At 69.8% G+C, this 23642-nt stretch carries 13 protein-coding genes and 1 tRNA gene; 7 read left to right on the plus strand and 7 right to left on the minus strand.

The genetic code is table 11. From position 1 onward, the window contains the following. Positions 1 to 32: 32 nt before the first annotated feature. Positions 33 to 1280 (minus strand): PucR family transcriptional regulator, encoded by a 1248-nt coding sequence (locus tag E0H73_RS02185; protein ID WP_131350438.1) that lies wholly within the window; start codon positions 1278 to 1280, stop codon positions 33 to 35. Between E0H73_RS02185 and E0H73_RS02190 the strand changes: the two genes are divergently transcribed. Beyond that, on the plus strand, positions 1279 to 2322 hold the full coding sequence (locus tag E0H73_RS02190; RefSeq protein WP_131350440.1) for a PHP domain-containing protein: 1044 nt from the start codon (positions 1279 to 1281) through the stop codon (positions 2320 to 2322). The genes E0H73_RS02185 and E0H73_RS02190 overlap by 2 nt on opposite strands. A 30-nt stretch (positions 2323 to 2352) precedes the next feature. Further along, positions 2353 to 3363, plus strand: a complete 1011-nt coding sequence (locus E0H73_RS02195; protein WP_131350442.1) for a pirin family protein — start codon at positions 2353 to 2355, stop codon at positions 3361 to 3363. On the opposite strand, the gene E0H73_RS02200 is transcribed toward E0H73_RS02195, so the two are convergent. The 6 genes from E0H73_RS02200 to aceE form a co-directional block, all read right to left on the minus strand. Continuing rightward, complete coding sequence (locus E0H73_RS02200) at positions 3329 to 3871, minus strand: hypothetical protein (protein ID WP_202867169.1); 543 nt, start codon at positions 3869 to 3871, stop codon at positions 3329 to 3331. The two genes, E0H73_RS02195 and E0H73_RS02200, sit on opposite strands and share 35 nt — an antisense overlap. A gap of 75 nt (positions 3872 to 3946) precedes the next feature. Beyond that, a complete protein-coding gene (locus E0H73_RS02205) occupies positions 3947 to 5563 on the minus strand; it encodes a helix-turn-helix transcriptional regulator (protein WP_131350446.1) in 1617 nt (538 codons plus the stop codon). A 34-nt stretch (positions 5564 to 5597) separates the two neighbouring features. Next, positions 5598 to 6695, minus strand: a complete 1098-nt coding sequence (locus E0H73_RS02210; protein WP_131350448.1) for a flavin-containing monooxygenase — start codon at positions 6693 to 6695, stop codon at positions 5598 to 5600. Then, positions 6692 to 7012, minus strand: coding sequence for a hypothetical protein (locus E0H73_RS02215; RefSeq protein WP_131350450.1), 321 nt, complete (start codon positions 7010 to 7012; stop codon positions 6692 to 6694). The genes E0H73_RS02210 and E0H73_RS02215 overlap by 4 nt, the downstream gene beginning before the upstream one ends. Before the next feature lie 91 nt (positions 7013 to 7103). Continuing rightward, positions 7104 to 7625, minus strand: a complete 522-nt coding sequence (locus E0H73_RS02220) for a GNAT family N-acetyltransferase (RefSeq protein WP_131350452.1) — start codon at positions 7623 to 7625, stop codon at positions 7104 to 7106. A gap of 67 nt (positions 7626 to 7692) precedes the next feature. Next, positions 7693 to 10422, minus strand: a complete 2730-nt coding sequence (gene aceE / locus E0H73_RS02225) for a pyruvate dehydrogenase (acetyl-transferring), homodimeric type (protein ID WP_238163844.1) — start codon at positions 10420 to 10422, stop codon at positions 7693 to 7695. Positions 10423 to 10718: 296 nt separating this feature from the next. Here aceE and E0H73_RS02230 point away from each other — a divergent pair, with 296 nt between their 5' ends. The 5 genes from E0H73_RS02230 to E0H73_RS02255 all read left to right on the plus strand — a co-directional run bounded on the left by E0H73_RS02230 (position 10719) and on the right by E0H73_RS02255 (position 23572). Continuing rightward, positions 10719 to 11162 (plus strand): DUF3052 domain-containing protein, encoded by a 444-nt coding sequence (locus tag E0H73_RS02230; protein WP_131350456.1) that lies wholly within the window; start codon positions 10719 to 10721, stop codon positions 11160 to 11162. A 7-nt stretch (positions 11163 to 11169) separates the two neighbouring features. Next, positions 11170 to 11637 (plus strand): peroxiredoxin, encoded by a 468-nt coding sequence (locus E0H73_RS02235; protein WP_131350458.1) that lies wholly within the window; start codon positions 11170 to 11172, stop codon positions 11635 to 11637. Positions 11638 to 11663: 26 nt separating this feature from the next. Continuing rightward, positions 11664 to 11735: transfer RNA gene (locus tag E0H73_RS02240), tRNA-Val, on the plus strand. 99 nt (positions 11736 to 11834) lie between these two features. Beyond that, positions 11835 to 12611, plus strand: a complete 777-nt coding sequence (locus tag E0H73_RS45725; RefSeq protein ID WP_165555463.1) for a hypothetical protein — start codon at positions 11835 to 11837, stop codon at positions 12609 to 12611. A gap of 455 nt (positions 12612 to 13066) precedes the next feature. Then, positions 13067 to 23572, plus strand: a complete 10506-nt coding sequence (locus tag E0H73_RS02255) for a non-ribosomal peptide synthetase/type I polyketide synthase (RefSeq protein ID WP_131350463.1) — start codon at positions 13067 to 13069, stop codon at positions 23570 to 23572. Positions 23573 to 23642 lie beyond the last annotated feature (70 nt).

The raw sequence follows: 23642 nt of genomic DNA on the forward strand, positions 1-23642 counted from the left end.
ACGAATTCTACCGGGCCGACTTTGTAGGGATCCTACAAAACGTAGCTTCCCGGCTCGGGATTGAGCAGGCGGCCCAAGGCCAGTGCGACACGAAGTGTGAAAGCGTCTCGCGGGTTCAGCGGGTGGTAGCCCGTGAGCTCCGCCACACGCTTCAGCCGATACCGGACGGTATTGGCGTGGATGAACATCGCTCGGGCGGTCGCCTCGATCGAACCACCCGAGTCGAGGTATGTCGAAACGGTGTCGAGGAGTACGCCATCCCCCACTGTGAGCGGGCCGTAGACGTCGGTGGCCAGTTGCCGGCGGGCATGGCCGTCTCCGGAGAGTGACCGTTCGGGGAGCAGTTCGTCGGCCAGGACCGGGCGTGGCGCGGCCGGCCAGGCGGGCGCCGCGCGCAGTCCGGCGACGGCCGCGCGGGCCGACGTGACGGCCGCCATCAGGTCTTTCACGACCGGCCCCACGACGATCGGTCCGGGTCCGAACCAGTGAGCCAGCCTTTGTACGATCTCCACAGGTTTGCTCGTACCACCGAGTACCACCACGAGGCGGTCGCCCTGCATCGCACACAGAGCGTCAGCGCCGGCCTCGCGCGCGGCGTACCGGACCGCGTCGGCGACGTTGGCGTTTCCCTCGCTGGCCGGAGCGCGGCCGACGACCACGGCGATCTCGGCGGATCCCGATGTACCGGACGACCCGGTCCAGCCGAGGGCGGAGGCGCGGGAGCGGACCGAGTCGTCGGCCTCGCCGCGGATCACGGCGTCGACGACCAGCGCCTCCAGGCGGTCGTCCCAGGCGCCGCGCAGTTCCGCGGCCTGGGCGTAGACGGTGGCGGCCGCGAACGCGACCTCGCGGGCGTAGCGCTGCATCGCCTCGCGGACCACCGGTACGTCGTCGGGCGGCAGTAGATCGCCGATGGTGGTCTCGATCATCTCGATCGTGGTCCGGACGAGGTCGACGGTCTGGTGCAGCGAGATCACCCGGGTGAACTCACGTGGTGCGGAACCGAAGATCCGCGTCGGCATCGAGGGGTGCGCCTCGGGATCGCGGAACCAGTCGACGAACGCCGTGATGCCGGACTGGGCGACCAGCCCGATCCACGACCGGTCCTGTGCCGACAGCGTGCCGAACCACGGCAACTGCTCGTCCATCGCCGCCATCGCCGCGGTGGCGAGCGCGCCGGTCTGATTCTGCAACCGATCAGCCCGCGCGAGATGCGCCTTGGTCGCCCGCTTAGCCACGTCCAGACCATAGCTCTCAGCTGTTCGGCATGATGGGCACATGACGGACAACGCGGGTGTGGCGGATGCGGTCGCGGCGCTGCGGGCGATCGGGTACTACCTGGAGCGCGACCAGCAGCCGACCCATCGGGTCAAGGCGTATCGGCGGGCGGCGGACACGATCGCCGCGCTGCCACCCACCGAGGTCCGCGCTCGTCGCCGGGCCGGCACGCTGACCGAGTTGGCCGGTATCGGGCCGAAGACCGAGGCCGTGATCCTGGAGGCGATGGATGGCGCCACTCCGTCGTACCTGGTGAAGCTCGAGGAGGCGGCCGGCGACCTGACGACGGCTGGTCGGGCGCTGCGTGCGGAGTTGAAGGCGGACCTGCACCTGCACTCGGAGTGGTCCGACGGCGGCAGTCCGATCGAGGAGATGGCGCGTACGGCGCACCGCCTCGGGCACAAGTACATGGCGCTGACCGACCACTCGCCGCGGCTGACCGTCGCCAACGGACTGTCCCGGGAACGGCGGCTGGAGCAGATCGAGGTCGTTGCCGAGCTCAACAAGAAGCTGAAGGACGAGCTGGACGGGTTCACGATCCTGAACGGGATCGAGGTGGACATCAACGAGGACGGCTCACTGGACTGCGACAGCGAGATCCTGGCCCGGCTCGACGTGGTCGTCGCGAGCGTGCACTCCAAGCTGCGGATGGCGTCCGAGCCGATGACCGAGCGGATGGTCCGCGCGGTCGCGAACCCGCACGTCGACATCCTCGGCCACTGCACCGGCCGCCTGGTCACCGGCGGCCGCGGCACCCGGCCGGAGTCCGAGTTCGACGCCGAGGTGGTCTTCGAGGCCTGCCGTCAGTTCGGTACGGCGGTCGAGATCAACTCCCGCCCCGAACGCCTCGACCCACCCAAACGCCTCCTGACCCTCGCGGTCGAGATGGACTGCGTCTTCTCCGTCGACACCGACGCCCACGCCCCCGGCCAACTCGACTGGCAACCCTACGGCTGCGAACGCGCCGAAGAATGCGGCGTCCCCGCCGACCGCGTCATCAACACCTGGGACCAGCCCACCCTGCTCGACTGGACTCACTCCTGAACCACCGCGGTGCGGCGTAGATTGCTGGGTATGAGCGATCTGGAGAAGGACCCGGCGGAGGTGGTCTCGACCGGGGATGGCGAGGGGCCTGTTGTCGAGTTGCTCGAGGGGCGTGAGGTCGTGCTGGGGCGGTCGACGAAGGTACGGCGACTGCTGCCGAACAAGAACCGCCGGATGGTGGGTGCGTGGTGCTTCGTGGATCACTACGGGCCTGACGACATCACCACCCGCCGGGTCGACTCGTACGGCGTACCGGGGGAGCGGGGGATGCTGGTCCCGCCGCATCCGCACACGAGCCTGCAGACGGTCAGCTGGCTGTTCGAGGGGGAGATCGAGCACCGCGACAGCGTCGGATCGCACGCGTACGTCCGGCCCGGTGAGCTCAACATCATGACCGCCGGCAACGGCATCGCACACTCCGAGGTGTCGACGCCGACCGCGCCGCCGACCCTGCACGGCGCCCAACTGTGGGTTGCTCTGCCCGACTCCGTGCGGAGTACGACGCCGGCAGCATTCAACGCGTACGCCGACCTCCCCGAGCTCGAGCTCGACGGCGCCCGGGTCACAGTGATGGTCGGCACCGTCGCCGGCGTCACCTCGCCGGCCCCGGCGTACACCCCGCTCGTCGGCGCTGACGTCACTGTCGAGCCCGGTCGGACGCTGACCCTGCCGCTCACGCCTTCCAACGAGTACGCCGTACTGATCGTGGACGGATCGCTCACGGTCGGGGACCTGACGCCCGGCTTCGGCGAGATGGTCTACGTCGGCGCCGGCCGGGAGTCCGTCGATGTGGTTGCCTCCGACAACGGTGTTCGGTTCCTGCTGCTCGGCGGCGAGCCGTTCGAGGAGCAACTCGTGATGTGGTGGAACTTCATCGGCCGCTCGCACGAGGAGATCGTCGCCGCCCGGGACGCCTGGCAGGCCGCAATCGGTGCCGGCGGCAACGACCGCTTCCCGATGGTGCCGGGGTACGACGGCGATCCGCTGCCGGCCCCGGCGTTGCCGGCTATCGCGCTGAAACCAAGGCCGCGGGCGCGCTGACCTGACGACGGCGGCGGTAGTACGCCCAGGTCAGGAGCAGGACCGACGGACCCCACAGCTGCAACGGCGCGTAACAGATGATCATCAGCACGGCCGCGCCCGTGCTGCCGAACGGGATGAAGCTGTCGCTGAACACATCCCGGAAGCCGTACGTCCAGATCGCGATCAGTGAGAGCCCGCCGAGGATCGCCGGGATGATCGCGGCGTACGGCGCGACCCGGCGACCGCCGATGAACGGGATCCAGGCCGGCGCGACCTCGCCCCACCGCTTGACCAGACCGAAGGTGATCAGCGCGACTCCCTCGGCGAAGATGGTCAGGCAGACGACGTACAGGTGCTCCCCGAAGCCATGCAGGTGGGCCGGCTGGCCGGAGTCGTCGAGCATCCCCATCGACGAGCCGGCGACCAGACCGAGACGCCACAGCCCGGACGGCAGGGTCATGAACGGGATCGCATGCGCCAGGCCGTACGCCCAGCGAGGAACAGGTCGCTCGGTTGTTTGCTTCACGCTCTCGAGCATCCTGCTGGAGGCACTCCCAAGACCTCACCCGCGGGAGTGAACAGGCTCCCTCCGGAGAACCTTTCAGAGCAGGTCGTGATCGCGGGCGTACGCCGCCGCGGCGGTCCGGGACGGTACGTCGAGCTTGGTGAAGATGTTGGTCAGATGCCGCGCGACCGTCTTGTCGCTGAGCACCAACTGTTGCGCGATCTCCGCGTTGCTGCGCCCTGCTGCGACCAGACGCAGTACCTCGATCTCGCGGGCAGTCAGACCGCCCGCGCCGTCGCGGTGCAGCAACCTCTCGACCTCCTGCCGCGCCGGGACCGTGCCGAGCTCGTCAAGACTGCGGTGCGCAGCGGTCAGCTCCGTGAGGGCCGACTCCTCGTCGTCGAGGAGCCGGAACGACCGGCCGATCAGCATCTTCGTCCGTGCGATCTCGTACGGTGCCTGAAGCGTGCTCCACAACCGCAACGCCTCCCGGGCCTGCGGCAGCGCCTGATCCGGGTCACCCCGCTCCAACGCCACCAGGGCCAGCGAGTACGCCGCTGCCGCACGCAACCCGGCACACCCGAAACCGGCGGCGATGCCGGCCAGTTCCTTGGCGGCCGACTCGGCCTCGTCGACGGCTCCACCGGCCACCAGCACCTCGACGGCTGGTGCCAGCAGACGCGATCGGAACACCGGCCCCATCGTTTCCGCGAGCAACCGCCGTACCGTTGCGACTGCCGCGGGGGTGCGGCCACGGGCGAGCAGCAGCAGCGCCCGGCCGGGCTGAGGGTCGTAGCCGAATCCGGCCGCCTCGTCGTACGAGCTCTCCGCCGCGGCCAGATCGCCGCGGATCCGGTGGACGTCACCACGCTCGCTCAGGGCGAGTCCGGCCGCCGCCTGGGAACCCGACGCCGCATAGCGCCGGCACGCGTCGTCGAACTCCTGCACCGCCTCGCCGTAGGCGCCGTGCAACCGCAGGATCTGACCCCGGTGTACGGCGCACTGGCCGGTGAACGGCACCAGATCCGGCTGGGTGTCGCACCACCGGGTCAGAGCAGCCGTCCAGGCGGCCGCGCGGGAGTAGTCCTGCACCTCCTGACAACCCTCGATCATCGCGCAGTACGTGTTGCCCGCGAAGATCGGCGACAGCTCACCGGCCGCGACACCGACCATCGCTTCGTCGAGCAGGGCCAGTCCCTCCGGCACGCGACCGGAGTACATCAGCATCCGGCCCTGGCAGACGAGGCCCTGGGCGAGCAGATCGGCATCGCCGAATCTGCGGGCCACCTCGGTGATCTCGCCGCCGACGCGCAACGCTCCGGCCAGGTCGCCCTGCTCGAGCCGGCGGTAGAAGTCGTGCACGAGCAGGTAACCGCGCTCGACCACGTCGCCCTGGTCCGCGAGCAGCCGCTCCGCCCGCGCGGCCCAGCCGGTGCCGATCGCGACCTCACCGCGGGTGTTCAGCACCAGCGCCAGCCAGAAGGCGGCCCGGACCGCGCCCAGGATGTTGCCGTCGTCAACTTCCCGCCGGTAACCGCGCTGCAGCGAGCGGACACAGGCGTCGTCGTCCCCGACCAGGTACGCGGCGGTGGCCAGCGTGAGCAGGTCGCCGGCGCCCAGGTCGGTGGCGGACGACAGCCGGTCGTACGCCGTCGCCCAGTCCCGCCGGTCGAACGCCGCCCGGGCGCGCTCCAGATCCTCGACTATGCCCATCGCTGTCCCCTCCCCGCGAGGATGGACCCTCGGATCATGCGGCGGCAAGACTCCGGTCCGTCCGGGCTCGGGCCGCGATCCGCTTGGCCAGGTACGCCGCGTCCCGCCCGACGCCCGGCAGCGTCATCGAGGCGAAGGCGTACTGGAAGCACAGACCGCAGAAGAACAGGCCGGGTGCGTCCGCGGCGACCCCGCGCAGCTCGCGTGGCCAGCCGTCGGCGCCGATGATCGGTGCGTCGATCCAGTCGAAGACCTGCCGGAAGCCGGTGGACCAGACCACGTTCGCCACGTTCAGCACCCGGCCGTCACCCAGCACCGGCAGCCCGTCCTGGACACCGGTGACCCGGTCGTGGACCCGCTCGACCCCTCGCTCGAGCAGGTCGGCGCGCTTGACCCGGATCATCGGACCTCCGTGGAAGCGACCGTGCTGCATGATCGCGTCGGAGTTCGGCAACCGGCGGGTGACCAGGTGCCGCCCGACGAACAGGAAGACCGGCCAGAACAGCCGCTCACCGGGTTGGCCCGGCTTGACCGGGAGCTGACCGGGGTCGCGTCCGACCAGAGTGGTCCGGTGTGTCTGCGCGACCTCGTACGCGATGTCGGTGCCCGAGTGTGATCCGCCGACCACCAGAACCGGTCCGGGCTTCAGTTGGCCCGGCCGGCGGTACTCGCTGGAGTGCAGTTGCCGGATCGCCGGATCCAGGTCGACAGCGAAGTCCGGCAGGCTCGGCGTACGGCCGAAGGTGCCGGTCGCGACGACGACGTTGTCGGCCAGGATCTGCTCGTCGCCGATGACCACGGTCCAGCGGCCGTCGTGCCGTTCGAGCCGGTCCACCCGGACGCCGCTGCGGATCGGCAACGAGAAGTGTGCGGCGTACGACTCGAGGTAGTCGGCGACCTCGTCCTTGCCCGGATAGTGCCAGGGCTCACCCGGGAACGGGAGTCCGGGCAGGCCGTCGTACTTGGTCGGTGTGTAGAGCTTCAGGGTGTCCCACTGCGCCCGCCACTGGTCACCGACCCGGGCGTTGCCGTCCAGGATGACGAAGGACCGGCCGAGTTTCTGCAGGTGGTACCCGGTCGAGAGGCCGGCCTGGCCGGCGCCGATGACGACTGTTTCGATGCTGCTGTTCATGCGAGGCTCCGCTCGTTCTCCAACGACGCTGTCGGGACGACACCGCGCCGAAGCGGGCGGAAGCGCAGCCACCACAGCAGCATCAGCGCGGACGTCACGACGTAGAAGCCGTGCAGGGCCCAGATCGGCCCGGCCGGCAGGTGCACCACGTAGATGCTGTGGACGGCGTTGCCGACATTGGCCAGGACGAGGTTCGCCGGGCTGTACGACTCGAGGTCGCGGGTCCGGAGCGCCTTGATCACCATCGGCAGGACGCTCGACGCGAAGAGGATGGTGGACACCGTCCCCGCGAGAAGAGCAACGCTTGCGCCAGTCATGTCACTGACGCTAGGGATCGGACCCCGTCCGCCGCGTCGGACGGAATACGCAACTCTCCGGACGGCGGACGTACGACGTTTGTCGTACGGGTCAGAGCTTGATCCAGTAGCGGCGGGTGAGGCCGAGCCAGGTCTCGCGGATGTCCTCCAGTTCCCCGCCGTTGCGCTCGATCGACTTCGCCGACGCGATGTTGTCCTCGTCGCAGGTGATCAGCACCTTGTCCATCCCGCGTGCTCGGGCCACCTCGAGCACCTGGCCCAGCGCCCACGCGGCCAGACCGCGACCACGGGCCGACGGCCGGACGCCGTACCCGATGTGACCGCCGCCCTCCAGCAGTTTGGCGTTCAGTGCGTGGCGCAACGAGATCGCACCGAGGTAGTTGCCATCCTCAACGATCCACAGGTACGTCGCGTGCACCCGGTCGGGCGGGAGTTCGTGGGACTCGTCGCTCTGCCGGCGCAGCCGTTCGACCCACTCGGCGAAACCCTCGACCGTGGTCAGATCGCCGGCCTCCCACACCCCGGCGCCGTCCTGGGACGCGGTGCCCCACTCGCGGGACGACTCCAGCCAGGAGTCACGGAGGTCGACGGTCGGCTCGATCAGTTCAGGCATGGCTCCGAGGGTAGGACAACAAGAACCGCCCCTTCCGTGAATTACGGAAGGGGCGGCTTGTCGGACGTCAGGCGCCGGCACCTTCTTGCTTCACGCCGGCGACCGCGGTCGGGTCGTCGATCCGGTACTTGCGGGCTGCCTCGGCCGCGACCTCCGGCTTCACGTCGCCCCGCTTGGCCAGGATCTCCAGTGCGGCCACGACGATCGACTCGGCGTCCACCTGGAAGTGGCGCCGGGCCGCGGCCCGGGTGTCGGCCAGACCCCAGCCGTCGGTGCCGAGCGAGGTGTAGTCGTTCGGGACCCAGCGGGAGATCTGGTCCTGCACCGCGCGCATGTAGTCGCTGACCGCGACCACCGGGCCCTTGGTGTCCTTCAACTGCTCGGTGATGAACGGCACCCGCTCCGGCTCCTCCGGGTGGAGCAGGTTGTGCTCCTCGGCGGCGACGGCGTCCCGGCGCAGTTCGTTCCACGACGTCACCGACCAGATGTCGGCGGCCACGGAGTACTGCTCGGCCAGGATGTCCTGGGCCTTGCGCACCCACGGCAGCGCGACACCGGACGCGAGCAGTTGCACCCGCGGTACGTCGTCGCCCTCGGCCGTCTCGTACTCGTGGAAGCGGTAGATGCCCTTCAGCAGCGCCGCGACGTCGAGGTTCTCCGGCTCGGCCGGCTGCGGGACCGGCTCGTTGTACACGGTGAGGTAGTAGAAGACGTCCTCACCGAACGGCTTGTCCTTGTCCAGGCCGTAGCCGTACATCCGGCGCAGGCCGTCCTTGACGATGTGCGCGACCTCGTAGGCGAAGCCCGGGTCGTAGTGCACCGCCGCCGGGTTGGTCGAGGCGAGCAGCGGCGAGTGGCCGTCCGCGTGCTGCAGTCCCTCACCGGTCAGCGTCGTACGCCCGGCCGTCGCGCCGATCAGGAAGCCCCGGCCGAGCTGGTCGCCGAACGCCCACTGGAAGTCGCCGGTCCGCTGGAACCCGAACATCGAGTAGAAGATGTAGAACGGGATCATCGGTTCGCCGTGCGTCGCGTACGCCGTACCGGCCGCGATCACCGAGCCCATCGCACCGGCCTCGCTGATGCCCTCGTGCAGCAGCTGGCCCTGCTCGGACTCCTTCCACGACAGCAGCAGGTTGCGGTCGACGGCCTCGTAGTTCTGCCCGTGCGGCGAGTAGATCTTGGCCGTCGGGAACATCGAGTCCATGCCGAACGTGCGGTACTCGTCCGGGGCGATCGGGACGATCCGGTGCCCGATCTCCGGGTCCTTCATCAGGTCCCGGAACAGCCGGACCAGCGCCATCGTGGTGGCGATGGGGGCGTTGTTGCCCTTGCTGAGCGGCTTGTACACGTCGTCGGCCGGCAGCTTCAGCGAGGTCTTCGGCGCCACCCGCCGCTGCGGCAGCGAGCCGCCGAGCTGCTTGCGGCGCTCCATCATGTACTGGTACTCCGGCGAGTCGGTGCCGGGGTGGAAGTACGGCGGGTTGTATGCGTCCTCGAGGTCCTTGTCCTCGATCGGCAGGTAGAGCCGGTCGCGGAACGCCTTCAGGTCGTCCGAGGTCAGCTTCTTCATCTGGTGGGTCGCGTTGCGGCCCTCCAGCGCCTCGATCGTCCAGCCCTTGATGGTCTGGGCCAGGATCACCGTCGGCTGGCCGACGTGCTCGGTGGCGCTCTTGAACGCGGCGTACACCTTGCGGTAGTCGTGACCGCCGCGGGGCAGCTTGCGCAGGTCGTCGTCGGACAGCTTGCTGACCATCTGCTGCAGCCGCTGGTCGCCGCCGAAGAAGTTGTTCCGGATGTACTCACCGGACTCGACCGAGTAGGTCTGGAACTGGCCGTCCGGCGTGGTGTTCATCTTGTTCACCAGCGCGCCGTCGTGGTCCTGCGCCAGCAGCGCGTCCCACTCGCGGCCCCAGATCACCTTGATCACGTTCCAGCCGGCGCCGCGGAAGAACGCCTCCAGCTCCTGGATGACCTTGCCGTTGCCGCGGACCGGTCCGTCCAGCTGCTGCAGGTTGCAGTTGATCACGAAGGTGAGGTTGTCCAGCTCCTCGCGGGCGGCCAGGCCGATCGCGCCGAGGGACTCCGGCTCACCCATCTCGCCGTCACCGAGGAAGGTCCAGACGTGCTGCTGGCTGGTGTCCTTGATGCCGCGGTGGTGCAGGTACCGGTTGAAGCGGGCCTGGTAGATCGAGTTCAGCGCGGCCAGCCCCATCGAGACGGTCGGGAACTCCCAGAAGTCCGGCATCAACCGCGGGTGCGGGTACGACGACAGTCCGTTGTGCGGACCGCGGGAGACCTCCTGGCGGAAGCCGTCCAGCTGGTCGGCGCTCAACCGGCCCTCGAGGAAGGCGCGCGCGTACATCCCGGGGGAGGCGTGGCCCTGGATGAAGATCTGGTCACCGCCGCCGGGGTGGTCCTTGCCGCGGAAGAAGTGGTTGAAACCGACCTCGTACAGGCTCGCCGCGGACTGGTAGGTGGCGATGTGGCCGCCGACCTCGAGGCCCTTGCGGTTGGCCTTGCTCACCATCACCGCGGCGTTCCAGCGGATGAAGGCCCGGATCCGGCGCTCGATGTGCTCGTCGCCGGGGAACCACGGCTCCCGCTCGGGCGGGATCGAGTTGATGTAGTCGGTGCTCCGCAGGGCGGGCACCCCCACCTGTCGCTCCCGGGCCCGCTCGATCAGCTTGAGCATGAGGTAGCGTGCTCGCGCCTTGCCCCGTTCGTCCAGGACCGCGTCGAGCGATTCGACCCACTCACGTGTCTCGTCGGGGTCGATGTCGGGGAGCTGGGTGGGCATCCCCTCGGTGATGATGGCTGGTGGTTCGTGTCCGGAAGCCACGGTGTCCTGCCGTTCTCTCTGGTTGTCTTCACCGCAATCCTGTCACCTGTTCGGAATGCGTTCTACTTTGCCTTCCACAGGGGCCTGATTCCGGTCGTGCACGCGTGATCTGAGCGGACACGGACTGTACCCGCCACGCGGATACCGGACACGTCACGGAACCCTCGTGCATACTTGCGCGACGCGGTACGTCACGATGGACTATCGCTACTGACGCCTACCCCCGGGCAAGCGGGGACCACGGAGGAGGACACGTGAGCGCGACCGCGGACCACGCGGACGGCAACAGCGGTGTGCCGAACATGGCGTCCCGGCTCGGCCTGGAGGCCGGCTGGGTCGTGCAGGAGATCGGGTACGACGAGGACTGCGACGACGAGTTCCGCGACGCGATCAAAGCGATCACCGGGGAGCAGTTCGTCGACGAGGACAGCGACGAGGTCGTGGACGTCGTACTGCTCTGGTTCCGCGAGGAGGACGGCGACCTGGTCGACGCGTTCTTCGACATCCTGACCGACCTGAAGGCCGGCGGTGTCGTTTGGCTGCTGACGCCGAAGGTCGGCCGCGACGGCTACGTCGAGACCAGTGACATCGCCGAGGCGGCTCCGGTCGCCGGGCTGTCCACCACCAGCACCCTGAGCGTGACCGACGACTGGTCGGCCACCAAGCTCGTGGTGCCGAAATCCGGCCGTCGGGGATGACGCGACGGTGACCCCTGCCGCCGGCAGCCGGGCACCGGACTTCACAGCCCGCAACCAGCACGGCGAACAGGTCCGGCTGAGCGACTATGCCGGCCGGAGCGACGTCGTACTGGTCTTCTATCCGTACGCCTTCAGCGGGGTCTGCACGAGCGAGTTGGCTGCGCTGCGTGACCGGCCGGACCTGCTGGCGGCGGCGGAGTTCCTGGCGATCTCGTGCGACCCGATGTTCACGCTGCGGGCGTACGCCGACGCCCAGAAGCTCGAGTTCGGTCTGCTCACCGACTTCTGGCCGCACGGCGCGATCGCCTCGTCGTACGGGGTCTTCGATGCCGAGCGCGGATGTGCTCTGCGTGGCACGTTCGTGGTGGACCAGGCAGGGATCGTCCGGTGGTCGGTGGTGAACCCGATCCCGGAGGCCCGCAACCTCGACGATTACGCCCGGGCGCTGGCAACTCTGGGCCACGACCTCGGGTAGACTGCGCCGGTCGTTTGATCCACACCGGGCGGATAGCTCAGCGGTAGAGCGCTTCCCTTACAAGGAAGATGTCGGGGGTTCGATCCCCTCTTCGCCCACCCGAATTCTTTACGGTCCGTTATCTTACGGATTCCGCTCCAGACCAGTAAGTTGCTCGTGGATCCCGAGGGGGCTCGGGGACAACTGGAGGGGAATACATGTCTCAGCACGTGCAGAACAGCCGTGTCCGGAAACTCGTGCAGAACCGCCACGTACGCCGTTACGCCGCACCCGCGGTGCTCACGGCCGCGCTGGTCGGGGTCGCAGTGATTCCGTCGGCCACCGCCGCGTCGACCGTACCGGCCAACAGCGTCGGCTCGGCCCAGATCATCAACGGCGGCGTCTGGGGTGGCGACATCCACGACAACACGATCGCGGAGTCGAAACTCGGATGGGACCTGCGACAGAAGATCGCCAAGAACGGCAGCCAGGGCCCGGCCGGGCCCGCTGGTCCGGCCGGCCCTGCAGGACCTGCGGGACCTGCTGGTAAGCCGGGCGACCCGGCGACCGACGTACTCGGCAAGGAAGGTGTCTCGGACACCCTCGGCCCGAAGGTGATCGCGAACATCGGCGGCTCGTTCAAGACGCAGAAGACGAAGGTCGGCGAGATCACGCTGCAGCCGGGCAAGTGGCTGCTGAACGCGTCGGCGTTCTTCGCGCGCACGGAGGCCGGCGTCGCCGGCACCCGGCCGCAGCTGGCGCTGCGCGTGGGCGCTTCGGACACGGCGTTCGGTGACGACTTCGGCACGATCCTGGGTGCCGAGATCTCGCCGGCCAACGACCGTGAGCTGACCGGTTCGACCGTGAAGGTCGTGAAGGTTGCCGAGGCGACGAAGGTCGAGGTCTTCGGGTTCGGCTACAACGACGACGGCAGCTCCGCGGGTGGCGGTCAGATCACCGTGACTGCTGACGTGGTCGCGGTTCGCGTCGGCTGAGGTTTCGCTCAGCGAACGTTCCACCAGGTCGTCCCCGGTCCGCTCGGCGGGCCGGGGACGAGGTGTTTCCGGTGATCGGACACTCTGCCGATCCGGCGTATCCGCAGGCAGCGAGGGTCGTTGTCCTGGGTGCCGGCGGTCGGCGGGATTTCTTAACTCATCGATCGCCGGAACGGACTCCTCCAGGGCCGGTCTCGACTGGTAGGGTTCACGGCTGTCGGTCGGCGCGATGACGCACCGGGTGTGCCCGGTCACGGGGTCGTTCCGGCAGACGGAAAACGGGGCTTTCTGTCGGTGAGAGCGAGACGGGTCTGCCCTGAGCCCGGCTCCGTCCAGTTGGGGAGGCGCGTGTCCGTGGGTCGCCAACCGGCTGGCACCACCGTTGTTTCCCGGCCTGTCCGCGCACTCGCTGAACCCCTCCCGACCCACCTCGTGCCGGTGGTGGGAGGCACGTGGTGAGAAGCGGTGTGGACCGGCCGGCGATCAGCACCGGACCGGCCCTGATGATCCCGGCCGGATACCCCAGGGACCTGCCCAGCGCGCTGCTCCGTGCGGCCCGCGACTTCGGTGGCGCCGGCGTGGTGGAGATCGGCCCCGACGGCCGTGAGACCAAGCTCGACTTCCCGACCCTGCTCGAGCTCGCCGCCCGGATCCTGGCCGGCCTGCGGGCGAACGGCGTACGCGCCGGAGATCCGGCGGTTGTGCACTGCACCGAGCCCGTCGGCTTCTTCGCGGCGTTCTGGGCCTGCACGCTGGGCGGCATCCGTCCGTTGCTGATGGCCCCGAGTCCTGAGGGCGACCGATCCGAGGAGGGCCGCGAGCGGCTCCGCAAGCTGACCGACCTGCTCGGCTGGACCGTCCTGATCGGCCGCCCGTCCGACCTCCCGAACGACCTCGGCCTGCCGGTGCTCGACCCGGACGCTCTGGCCGGCCATGAGCCGACGTCTGAGTTCCACCGCCCCGCCGCGGACGACGTCGCCGTACTGATGATGTCGTCCGGCACCAGCACCGGTGCGCCGAAGATCGTGCAGCTGACGCACCGTGGGCTGGTCGAGTTCGCCGCCGGTACGCCGGCCATGCTGCCGGTGCGGCCCGGACAGACGACGCTGAACTGGCTGCCGCTGACGCAGAGCGGTGCTTTCCTGCTGTACCACCTGCTGCCCGTGTTCACCGGCTGCACCAACGTGCACGTGAACACCGACTGGGTGCTGGCCGACCCGCTGCGCTGGCTGGACCTGATGGACCAGCATCGGGTCAACCACTCCTGGTCTCCGAACTTCGGCTACCGCCTGGCCACGCAGGCGATCGCGGGCGAGCCGGACCGGCACTGGGACCTGTCCGCACTGCGCAGTCTGGTCAGCGGTGGCGAGCAGATCACCGTGCCGGTGATGTCGGAGTTCCTGCGGCTGACGAACCGGTTCGGCGTCGTACCGGAGACCTTCGTTGCGGCGTGGGGGATGACCGAGACGGTCACCGGGATCACGTTCGCGCGGCCGGGGCTGACGCCGAACGTGCATCGCGTCCGCATCCCACCGACCGGCGTGATCGAGTGGGTCGACCAGCGGCCCGCTACCGGCAAGGTTGCGGTCGCCCGGCCTGGCAAGACGCGGGCTGAGGCGCCGGGCGTGCTGAGTCTGGTGTCGGTTGGTGCACCCGCGCCCGGTACGACGGTGCGGATCGTGGCGCCCAACGGTGCGGTGCTGCCGGAGGGCCGGATCGGTCAGCTGCAGGTCGCGTCGGCTCGGGTGACGCCTGGGTATCTGGGCAACCTGGAGGCGGACCGGGCGGCGTTCCCGATCGGCAACTGGCCGGCGCGGAAGTGGCTGGCGACCGGGGACCAGGCGTTCATCACGGGCGGGCAAGTGGTCATCACCGGCCGGGACAGCGAACGCATCATCATGTCCGGGAAGCTCTACTACGCGCACGACATCGAGTCCGTCGCTGCGACCGTGGTCGGTGCTGAGCAGGGCCTGGTTGCGGCGTGTGGGATCGCAGACGGGGAGAGCGGGACCGATCGGCTGGTCGTGTTCTACGCGCTCACGCCGGAGTCGATCCCGGGGATGGACCAGGCGATCCGGAGTCTCGTCCTGGCCCGGCTCGGGCTTCAGGCAGAGGTGATCGGCGTACCGCGGCGGGACTTCCCGACCACGCCCGGCGGCAAGATCCTGCGACCGCTGCTCAAACAACGCTGGATCGACGGCACGCTGGAAACCCCACCCCACCCGTACGTCGAACCAGCCGGCGCCAACTCCTACTCCGGCCCCGCCGGCGAAGGCCCCCACGCCAACGCCGCCGACACCCTCATCTCAGCCGAAGAAGACCCAGCCGAACGCACCACCGAACTCCCGGTCGTCCGCCTGGCCTGGAAACGCACCCTCCAACAATCCATCCCCACCCCCCCCCCACGCCCCACCCTCGGCACCCCTGCCCCACCGGCCACCCCCGCGGCAACCGCCGACGCCGAGCACCCCGCTCCCACCCCAACCGAACCCAAGCCAACCGCCACCGCACCCGAGCCATCCCGGCCGGCGTCCGCCCCCGAGCCCACCGCAGCCGCCGCCCAGCCCGCTTCTGCCGCAACCGAAGCCGAGCCAACCGCCGACGCACCCGAGCCCGACCCGATCCCGGACACCGAACAGACCGCAGAGCTCCAGCGGATCCCGGCCGCCGACGAGCAGTCTCCGACCGCCGAGGTCCAGTCACCCACGCCCGCCGAGGCCCCCACCGACGAGCCCGCGGCACAGCCTCAGCCGGATCCGACGGCAGAGGTCGAGCCCAGGCAGCCCGGTGACGAGGCGGCCGAGGAGCCTGCCGAAGTCCAGCCGGAGCTCACCGCACAGGTCGAGCCCACCGAGCCCGCCGAGGCAGCAGCCGAGGAGCCCGTGGCGGAAGCACGCCCCAAGCCAGAGCCCGCTCCGGAGACCGAGCCAGCCGAGCCCGCCGAGGAAGCATCCGGTCAGCTCGCCGAAACGCAGCCGGAGTCCACCCCGGAGACCGACGCAGCCGAGGACACGTCCGACCAGGCCGCCGAGGTCCAGCCGGAGCCCACCGCTAAGGACGAGTCGACCCAGCCCGCCGAGGCAACAGCCGATGAGCCCACGGCCGAGGTACAACACCAGCCAGAGCCCTCCACGAAGGTCGCGCCGACTGAGCTCGTCGACGCAGCAGCCGAGGAGCCGGCGGACGCGCACCCGAAGCCAGCCGCAGAAACCGAGCCCACCGACCTCGCCGAAGAAGCACCCGCAGAGCCTGCAGAAGCACAACCACAGCCGGAGCCCACCGCAGAGGCCGGCCCCGCCGAGCCCGTCGAGGGAACGGTCGAGGAGTCTGCAGCCGAAGCGCGCCCGGACGAGGCTGCGGCCGACGCACGGCTCGAGCCGGAGTCCACCGCGGAGGCTGAGCCCAGCGAGGAAGCAGCCGAGAAGCCTGCGCCAGAAGCACACTCGGAGCTGACTGCAGAAACCGAGCCCACCGAGCTCGCCGAAGAAGCACCCGCAGAGCCAGCCGAAGCACAACCACAGCCGGAGCCCACCGCAGAGGCCGCACCGGTCGAGCCTGCTGAGGAAGCACCTCAAGAGCCTGCGGCCGAAGCAGAGTCTCGGGCTGAGCTCCCGGCTGCCCGGTTCATCGCGCAGTACACGATCACGCAGGCCCCGGCCCTCGACGTGCCAGCCGAAGATCCCGCGCCGGAACTGGTCGCCAACGCAACCGACCCCGGGCAGCCCCAGCCCGCCGCCAAGGTCACCGGCGATGAGCAGCAGGCCGAGGTCGAGCAGGAGCCGGCCGCCGAAACCGAGCCCGCCGCGGAGGCGACTGCCGACGAGCAGGAGCCTGAGGCTGAGATGGACGCAGCCGCCGAGCAGGCGCCCGAGCCCGAGCTGGAGCCAGCCGCCGAAGCCGACTCCGAGGTCGTCGACGACGAGCAGCAGCCTGAGGCTGAGCCAATCGCCGAGACTGCAGCCGAACCTGCCGTGGACGCCGAAGAGCAGGACGAGGATGAGCCGACGCAAGCGGCCGCGGGTGAGTCGAACGAGGTCGTCGACGAGCCGGCCGCCGATGCGACTTCCGAGGAGATCGGAGAGGCTGGGCAGGCTGAATCCACCGAGGAGCTAGCCGCCGAGGCCGAGTCGGCCGGGGAAGTAGCCGCCGAGGCTGCCCACGACCAGCCTGCGGAGGCTGAGCCGGTCGAGGAGGTAGCTGCGGAGGCTGCCCACGACCAGTCTGCGGAGGCTGAGCCGGTCGAGGAGGTAGCGGCGGAGGCTGCGCAGGACCAGTCGGCAGAGGGTGAGCCGGCCGAGTCCGCCGCGGAGGTCGTCGCCGAGCTGGCCGCCGATGCGACCTCCGAGGAGATCGGAGAGGCTGAGCAGGCTGAATCCACCGAGGAGCCAGCCGCCGGGGCCGGGCCGGTCGGGGAGGTAGCCGCCGAGGCTGCCCAGGACCAGGCTGCGGAGACTGCGCGGGTCGACGAGGTATCGGCGGAGGCTGCACAGGAGCAGGAGGCTGCCCAGGAGCAGTCCGCGGAGGATGCGCCGGCGGAGACCGTCGCGGAGGCAACCGCCGAGGCTGTGTCCGTGGCACAGCCGGTGGTGGATGGTGCAGCCGAGCAGGTTGGCTCCGAGGCCGCGGCAGGTTCTGACGTGGAGTCGGGCGACGGGGGCGAGCAGGTCGCGGAGGTTGGGCAGGAGTCGGAAGCCGCGCCTGAGCTGGTCGCGTCCGCCGAGCCGGAACCCGAACACCCGACTAAGCAGGCTCACGCAGAGCCGCCGCAGTCCGAGCGCCCGCATGAGCCCGAGCTCGCGCTGCAGTCCGAGAGCGTGCAGGAGGCGGAGACCGCGCAGGAGGCTGAGACCGCATCGCAGGCTGTGCGTGCGCGGGGAACCGAGACTGCGCAGGAAGTTGTGGCTGGGCCGCAGTCCGGGGCTGCGCAGGAGGCAGCACCCGCGCCGTCGGCTGAGAGTGGGCAGGAAGCTGCGGCCGCGGTGCAGGCTGCGAGTGCGCAGCAGGCTGAGACCTCGCGGCGGGTGCGGGAGCGGGTTGTGGGGCCTGTGGCTGTGGTGGGGGTGGCTGGGCGGTTTCCGGGGGCGGAGACGCTGGAGCAGTTCTGGGACAACCTCGTGGGTGGGGTGGAGAGCCTTCGGCGGTTCACGAATGAGGAAGTGAGCCAGGCGGGCGGGCATGTGGATGACGGGCTGGTGGCCGTCAGTGGCGTGCTTGATCATGTGGAGTCGTTCGACGCCAAGTTCTTCGGGCTCAGTGACCGTGAGGCCGAGTTGATGGATCCGGCGCAGCGGTTGTTCCTGGAGGTCTGCTACCAGGCGCTCGAGCACGGCGGGTACGCCGGCACCACCGGGCGCGTCGGTGTGTTCGCGGGCTCCGGCATGAACCTGTACACCCAGCAGCACCAGTCCCGCGACTCCCTCGCCACCCGCGTCGCGTACCGCCTCGGCCTCACCGGCCCGGCCATCGGCGTACAGTCCGCCTGGTCCTCGTCTCTCGTCGCGGTGCACCTGGCCTGCCAGGCGTTGCGCTCCGGCGACGCGGACCTCGCCCTCGCCGGTGCGGCCGCCGTACAGGTGCCTCAGGCAACGGGCTACCACCCGGCACCGGAGTCGATCCTGTCGCCGCGCGGCCAGGTCCGCGCGTTCGACGCGGCCGCCGACGGCACGGTCGGTGGGAACGGCGTCGCCGCGGTACTGCTGAAGCGGCTCGACCAGGCCGTCGCTGACGGAGACACCGTGTACGCCGTGATCCGCGGTACGGCAGTCAGCAACGAGGATGCGCCCGAGGGCAACCAGGTCGAGCTGATCGAGCGTGCGCTGGAGCGGTCCGGGTTCGCGGCGGACTCACTCAGCTACATCGAGGCGAACGCGATCGGCAGCGCCGCCGCGGACTCCGCCGAGGTGACGTCGCTGACGACCGCGCTGCGCCGGCACACCGACAAGGTCGGCTTCTGCACGATCGGCTCGGTGAAGCCGAACATCGGCCACCTCGACAGTGCCGCGGGCATGGCAGGCCTGATCAAAACCATCCTGATGCTGCAGCACCGGATGCTGGTCCCGACGATCAACTACACCGAGCCGAACGCGGACCTCGCGTTGGACGGCAGTCCGTTCGTGATCGCCACTGAGGCGCACGACTGGGAGGCCGGCACGACACTGCGCGCGGCCGTCAGCGCACTCGACGCCGGCGGCACCAACGCCCAGGTGATCCTGGAAGAGGCACCCAGGCAGATCCGTCGCGGCGACGACGGACCGGTCGTGCTGCCGCTCTCCGCGCCCGATCCGGACGCTCTGGCGGATCTGGTCGAGTTGTTCCGCACCGACCTGGGCCACGGCACCGGACACCGCCTGATCGACCTCGCTGGTACGGCGGCCCTCGGCCGACCACCACACCGGTACCGCATCGCAGTAGCGGGCGCCTCCGAGGCCGAACTGGTCGATGCACTCGGCTCAGCCCAGGCAACCGAAGTCCCACGCGGCGGACCGGGTCCACTCGGCTACGCATTCACCGGACAGGGCGCCGCGCGGCGCGGGATGGCTGCTGCGCTTGCTGCTCGCTTCCCGGTGTTCCGCTCGGTGCTGGACGAGTGCGACCGCGTGTACGCCGAGGAGACCGGTGGCAGCCTGCTGGAGCTGCTGCTGACACCTGCCGGCGCGTCTGAGGGCGTCTGGCCGACGGAGACCGCGCAGCCCGCACTGTTCGCGTTCGAGCTGGCGCTTGCGCGGCTCTGGCAGTCGTTCGGTGTGCAGCCCGCACTGGTGGTCGGTCACAGCGTGGGGGAGTACGCCGCTCTGTGCGTGGCCGGTGCCCTGTCGCTGGCGGACGGCGTACGGCTGACTGCCAAGCGAGGCGAGCTCATGCAGCGTGGCACCGTGCCCGGCGCGATGGTTGCCGTGCGTGCGGACGCGGACCGGGTTCGCGAGCTGACGCAGACGCCTGGCGTGGAGATTGCCGCAGGCAACGGTCCGCAGTCGTTCGTGCTGACCGGGTCCGAGGTGATCGTCGGGCAGCTCGCGGAGCAGCTGGACCGGCTGGAGGTTGCATACCAGCGGCTGGATGTGGACCGCGCGTTCCACAGCTCGCTGGTGGACCCGATCCTGAAGGACTTCGCGGCGATCGTCCGGGAGATCACGCTGAAGCCGCTGCGGACACCGATGGTGTCGAGCTGGTCCGGCGATCTGCTCGAGTCCGGGACGGTGCTGGACGGCGACTACCTGGTCGGGCAGTTGCGGCAGCCGGTGCTGTTCGGCGACGCGGTCGAGGCGGTCACGGCCGCGGGTTGCCGTCGCTTCCTGGAGCTCGGGCCTGACGCCGTACTGAGTCCGGCCGGGCGCCGGATCGCGCCGAACAGCACGTGGATCCCGGCGCAGCGGTTGGGACAGGACCCCGTGCTCGCGACGATGAACGGGCTGGCCGAGCTGTACGAGCAGGGCACCGAGATCGCGTGGTCGAAGGTGTACTCCGATGGCGGTCGCGTGCCCTTGCCGACGTACCCGTTCCGGCGCGTGCATCACCCGGTCGACACCTCTGCGACTGGGCTCGCGGGTGACGGTGCCGGGCGGGTGGCGCGGGTGCAGCCGAGTCCGTTCGAGCGGGCGGCTCGGGCGCAGGCGGTCGTGTTCGAGCCGTCGAGCGCTGCGGTGAAGCGGATCCCGTTGGACCCGCCGACTGAGCCGGAGGTTGCTGAGAGCAACGAGCCGGTGGATGAGCAGTCGCCGTTCGCGTTGCCGGCGGAGACGCATCAGATCGACGCGGACTACCTGGCGCAGGCCGGGGTGTTGTCCGGCGACGAGATGTCGGCCGAGCGGTACCGCGACTCGCTGGACCTGATCCTGGATCTGACGTGCGAGGTGCTGAACCTCGATCCGTACGACCTGACCGTCGACCACACGTTCGCCGAGCTCGGCGCCAGGCCGGACTCGATGGAGCCGGTCATCACCGAGATCAACTCCCGCTTCGAGGTGACGCTCACCCCCGAGGACCTGTTCAGCGCCTACACCACGCCACACAAGCTAGCCACAGCCGTAGCCACGCAGGCCCCGGAGACGGAGGAGGCAGCCGCCGAGGCTGGAGTCCCGCCGGAGACCGCCGCCGAGGCACCCGAAGCGGTGGAAGGTGCGTCCGAGGACGTCGCTGCGGAGGCGCGTGCCGAGAAGGCCGAGATCGAGCCTGCCGCCGAGAAGGCGACGGTCGAGCCCGCTGAAGAAGCCGAGGTCGAGACTGCAGCTGAGGAAGCTGAGGTTGAGGGTCCTGCTGAAGAGGCTGAGGAGACGGCTCAGGCGGGGTTGGCGGAGGTTGCACCGGTTCGGGATGCTCGGAGTGCTTTGGCTGATCTGGGGTCCGGGCTGGCGGAGTTGGCGGCGAAGGTCGACGAGGCTGCGGCGGCGACCAGTGAGGCTGAGCTGCCAGGCAACGGCATGGCCGTGCTCATGTCGCAGCAACTTCGTGTAGCGGGCCAGCTGGTGGACGGCGTCACCAAGCTGATGCGCGAACAGCTCGCCCTCCTCGAAGCCGCGACCTCAGAAGACCCAACCACCTCTGAGCACTTCCCCGACCCATCAACGCCTCAAGAGCCGAACGGCGCGCAGCACGTGGACGGTGGCGCCGAGGCCGTCGACGATGTGCAGGCTGATGCCGCCGCGGCGGCCCCCAAGGATGCACCAGATGTAATCGCGGAAACCAAGCCCGAGCCTCGCACAGGCGAGGACGTTGAGCGGTTGCGGCGGGACCTCGGCTACTGGGAGATGGCGCTCGCGGGCGCTGAGCCCCTGGTACTGGTCGCGGACGGCGTCCGGCCGGCGGCCTCCTGCAACGTTGGGTCGGTGAAGAAGGAGTTCGAGGAGGAGCTCGGCGACGCGGTGTTCGTGTTCAGCCGGGGCCGGAAGGTCTCCCCGCTGATGACGATGCTCGCGGCGGTCGGGACGGTGCTCGGGCGCTTCGCGGCGCAGGACGACGTGACGATCGGGACCGCGCTGATCCGCCCCCAAGGCGATACCTCGACCGCGGCCCGGCGCGCGTTGCCGGTCCGCATCGACCTCTCCGGCGAACCCGACCTCGGCGAGCTCGCGCACCGGGTGCGCGACGTGACGGCCGGCGCGTTCGACCATGCCGGCACCGACCTCGCCGTACTCGAGCGCGACCCGCTCTTCCAGGTCCTCGTCGAGTTCGAGGACGGCGACGACGAGCTGCCCGAACCGCTCGACCTCCGCCTCCGGCTGACCCACCACGGCGCCGGCATCACGTGTACGGCGGACTACCGCTCCGGCCTGTTCGAGCAGCGCACCATCGACCGCCTGGTCGCCTACCTCGAAGCGGTCCTGCGTCGCGCCACCACCCAGCCGAACCTGCGCCTCCCCGACCTGATGTTCCCGATCGAGTCCGACCTAGAGGCCCTGCGCGAACTGGAAGGCGACACCGCACCAGCCGGCCCGATCGGCCGAGTACGACGCGACGCCGTCGTCGCCGGCGAGCTCAGCGGACTGCACACGCTCTTCGAGCAGCAGGTCGCCCGTACCCCGGACGCGATCGCGTTGATCCAGGGCGAACGCGAACTGACGTACGCCGAACTCGATCGCCGGGCCAACGCGCTCGCGTGGCGGCTCGTCGACCTCGGCGTGAAGCCCGGCCAACTCGTCGCCGTACGTGTTGCCCGAGGCACCGAACTCGTCGTCGCGGTGCTCGCCGTACTGAAGTCCGGCGCGGCGTACCTGCCGCTGGATCCCGGCGTACCGGAGTCACGCTGGGCGTTCATGGTCGCGGACTCGTCGGCGGCCGTGCTGGTCGGTGACGACGCAGCGCTGGCGGATCGGCTCGGGCTGCGGTTGGTGCCGGTGGCAACGTCGGACGGCGATGCGCGGGCGCGGCAGGCGCCACCGGTGCGGGCCGGCGCGGATGATGTTGCCTACTGCATCTACACGTCCGGTTCGACCGGGAATCCGAAGGGCGTCGTCGTCCCGCACCGCGGCCCGGTCAACCTGATCCGGCACTACCTGCGGACCCGGAGTTCGCTGCGGACACTGCAGTGGACCTCGTTCGGCTTCGACGTTCATGTGCAGGAGATGTTCACCGCACTGGCGTCCGGCTCGGCGCTGGTGCTGATCGGCGAGGACGACCGGTACGACCCGGACGCGGTGATTGCGGCGCTGCGGGATCATGAGGTCGAGCGGCTGTTCATGGCGTTCAGCCCGCTGACGGCGTTGCTCGCGACCATGCGGCGGCTGCCCGAGTTGCCCGCGCTGCGGGAGATTGTCGCCGGTGGCGAGGCGATGGTCCTGACGCACAAGGTGCGCGACTTCCTCGACGCGCATCCGGAGTGCCGGCTGTTCAACGAGTACGGCCCCGTCGAGGCATCGATCGTGACCACGATCCACGAGGTCGACCCGGCGGTGGACCGGCCGTCGATCGGACGTCCGGTCGAGGGCGTCGTCGTACGCCTGCTGGATCAGGCGTTGCGGCCGGTGCCGGTCGGCGCGGTCGGCGAGATCCACCTCGGCGGTCCGGCCGTTGCCCAGGGCTACATCGGGCGGCCGGACGAGACCGAGCACGCGTTCGTGCCGGACCCCGGGCATCCGGGAGCGCGGTTGTACCGCAGCCGGGACCTGGGTCGCTGGCGGGCGGACGGGACGCTGGAGTACCTCGGCCGCGCGGACGACCAGGTCAAGATCCGCGGCCACCGCGTCGAGCCCGGCGAAACCGAACATGTCCTGGCTGATCAGCCCGGCGTGGTCGACGCCGTCGTCGTCGCTTGTGCGGACCCGGCCGGAGACACCTGCCTCCTCGGGTACGTCGTTCTCGAGGACAGCGACCCGGCAGTCCTGGCCCGGTTGATGCTCGACCTGACCAAGGAACTCCCGATCTACCTGGTCCCGGCCGACCTGATCCCGATCGAGGAACTCCCGCTCGACGACAACGGCCGCCTGGACCGGACCCTCCTCCCGGAACCGGAGTGGCTCAAGCCGTAAGGACTGTTCTGCACCGTGGACGGCGGTTGTCGGGGGCAGCCCTCCCGCAGCCACCGGCCTCCGTCCGCGG

The organism is Kribbella pittospori, assembly GCF_004331465.1.
In the GTDB taxonomy this organism is placed as follows: Bacteria; Actinomycetota; Actinomycetes; order Propionibacteriales; family Kribbellaceae; genus Kribbella; species Kribbella pittospori.

Coding starts and splice junctions, on each gene's coding strand:
- E0H73_RS45725 (WP_165555463.1), top strand. CDS start 11,835: ATGTCTCAGCACGTGCAGAACAGCCGTGTCCGGAAACTCGTGCAGAAC.
- E0H73_RS02220 (WP_131350452.1), bottom strand. CDS start 7,625: ATGCCTGAACTGATCGAGCCGACCGTCGACCTCCGTGACTCCTGGCTG.
- aceE (WP_238163844.1), bottom strand. CDS start 10,422: ATGCCCACCCAGCTCCCCGACATCGACCCCGACGAGACACGTGAGTGG.
- E0H73_RS02190 (WP_131350440.1), top strand. CDS start 1,279: ATGACGGACAACGCGGGTGTGGCGGATGCGGTCGCGGCGCTGCGGGCG.
- E0H73_RS02210 (WP_131350448.1), bottom strand. CDS start 6,695: ATGAACAGCAGCATCGAAACAGTCGTCATCGGCGCCGGCCAGGCCGGC.
- E0H73_RS02185 (WP_131350438.1), bottom strand. CDS start 1,280: ATGTGCCCATCATGCCGAACAGCTGAGAGCTATGGTCTGGACGTGGCT.
- E0H73_RS02205 (WP_131350446.1), bottom strand. CDS start 5,563: ATGGGCATAGTCGAGGATCTGGAGCGCGCCCGGGCGGCGTTCGACCGG.
- E0H73_RS02195 (WP_131350442.1), top strand. CDS start 2,353: ATGAGCGATCTGGAGAAGGACCCGGCGGAGGTGGTCTCGACCGGGGAT.
- E0H73_RS02215 (WP_131350450.1), bottom strand. CDS start 7,012: ATGACTGGCGCAAGCGTTGCTCTTCTCGCGGGGACGGTGTCCACCATC.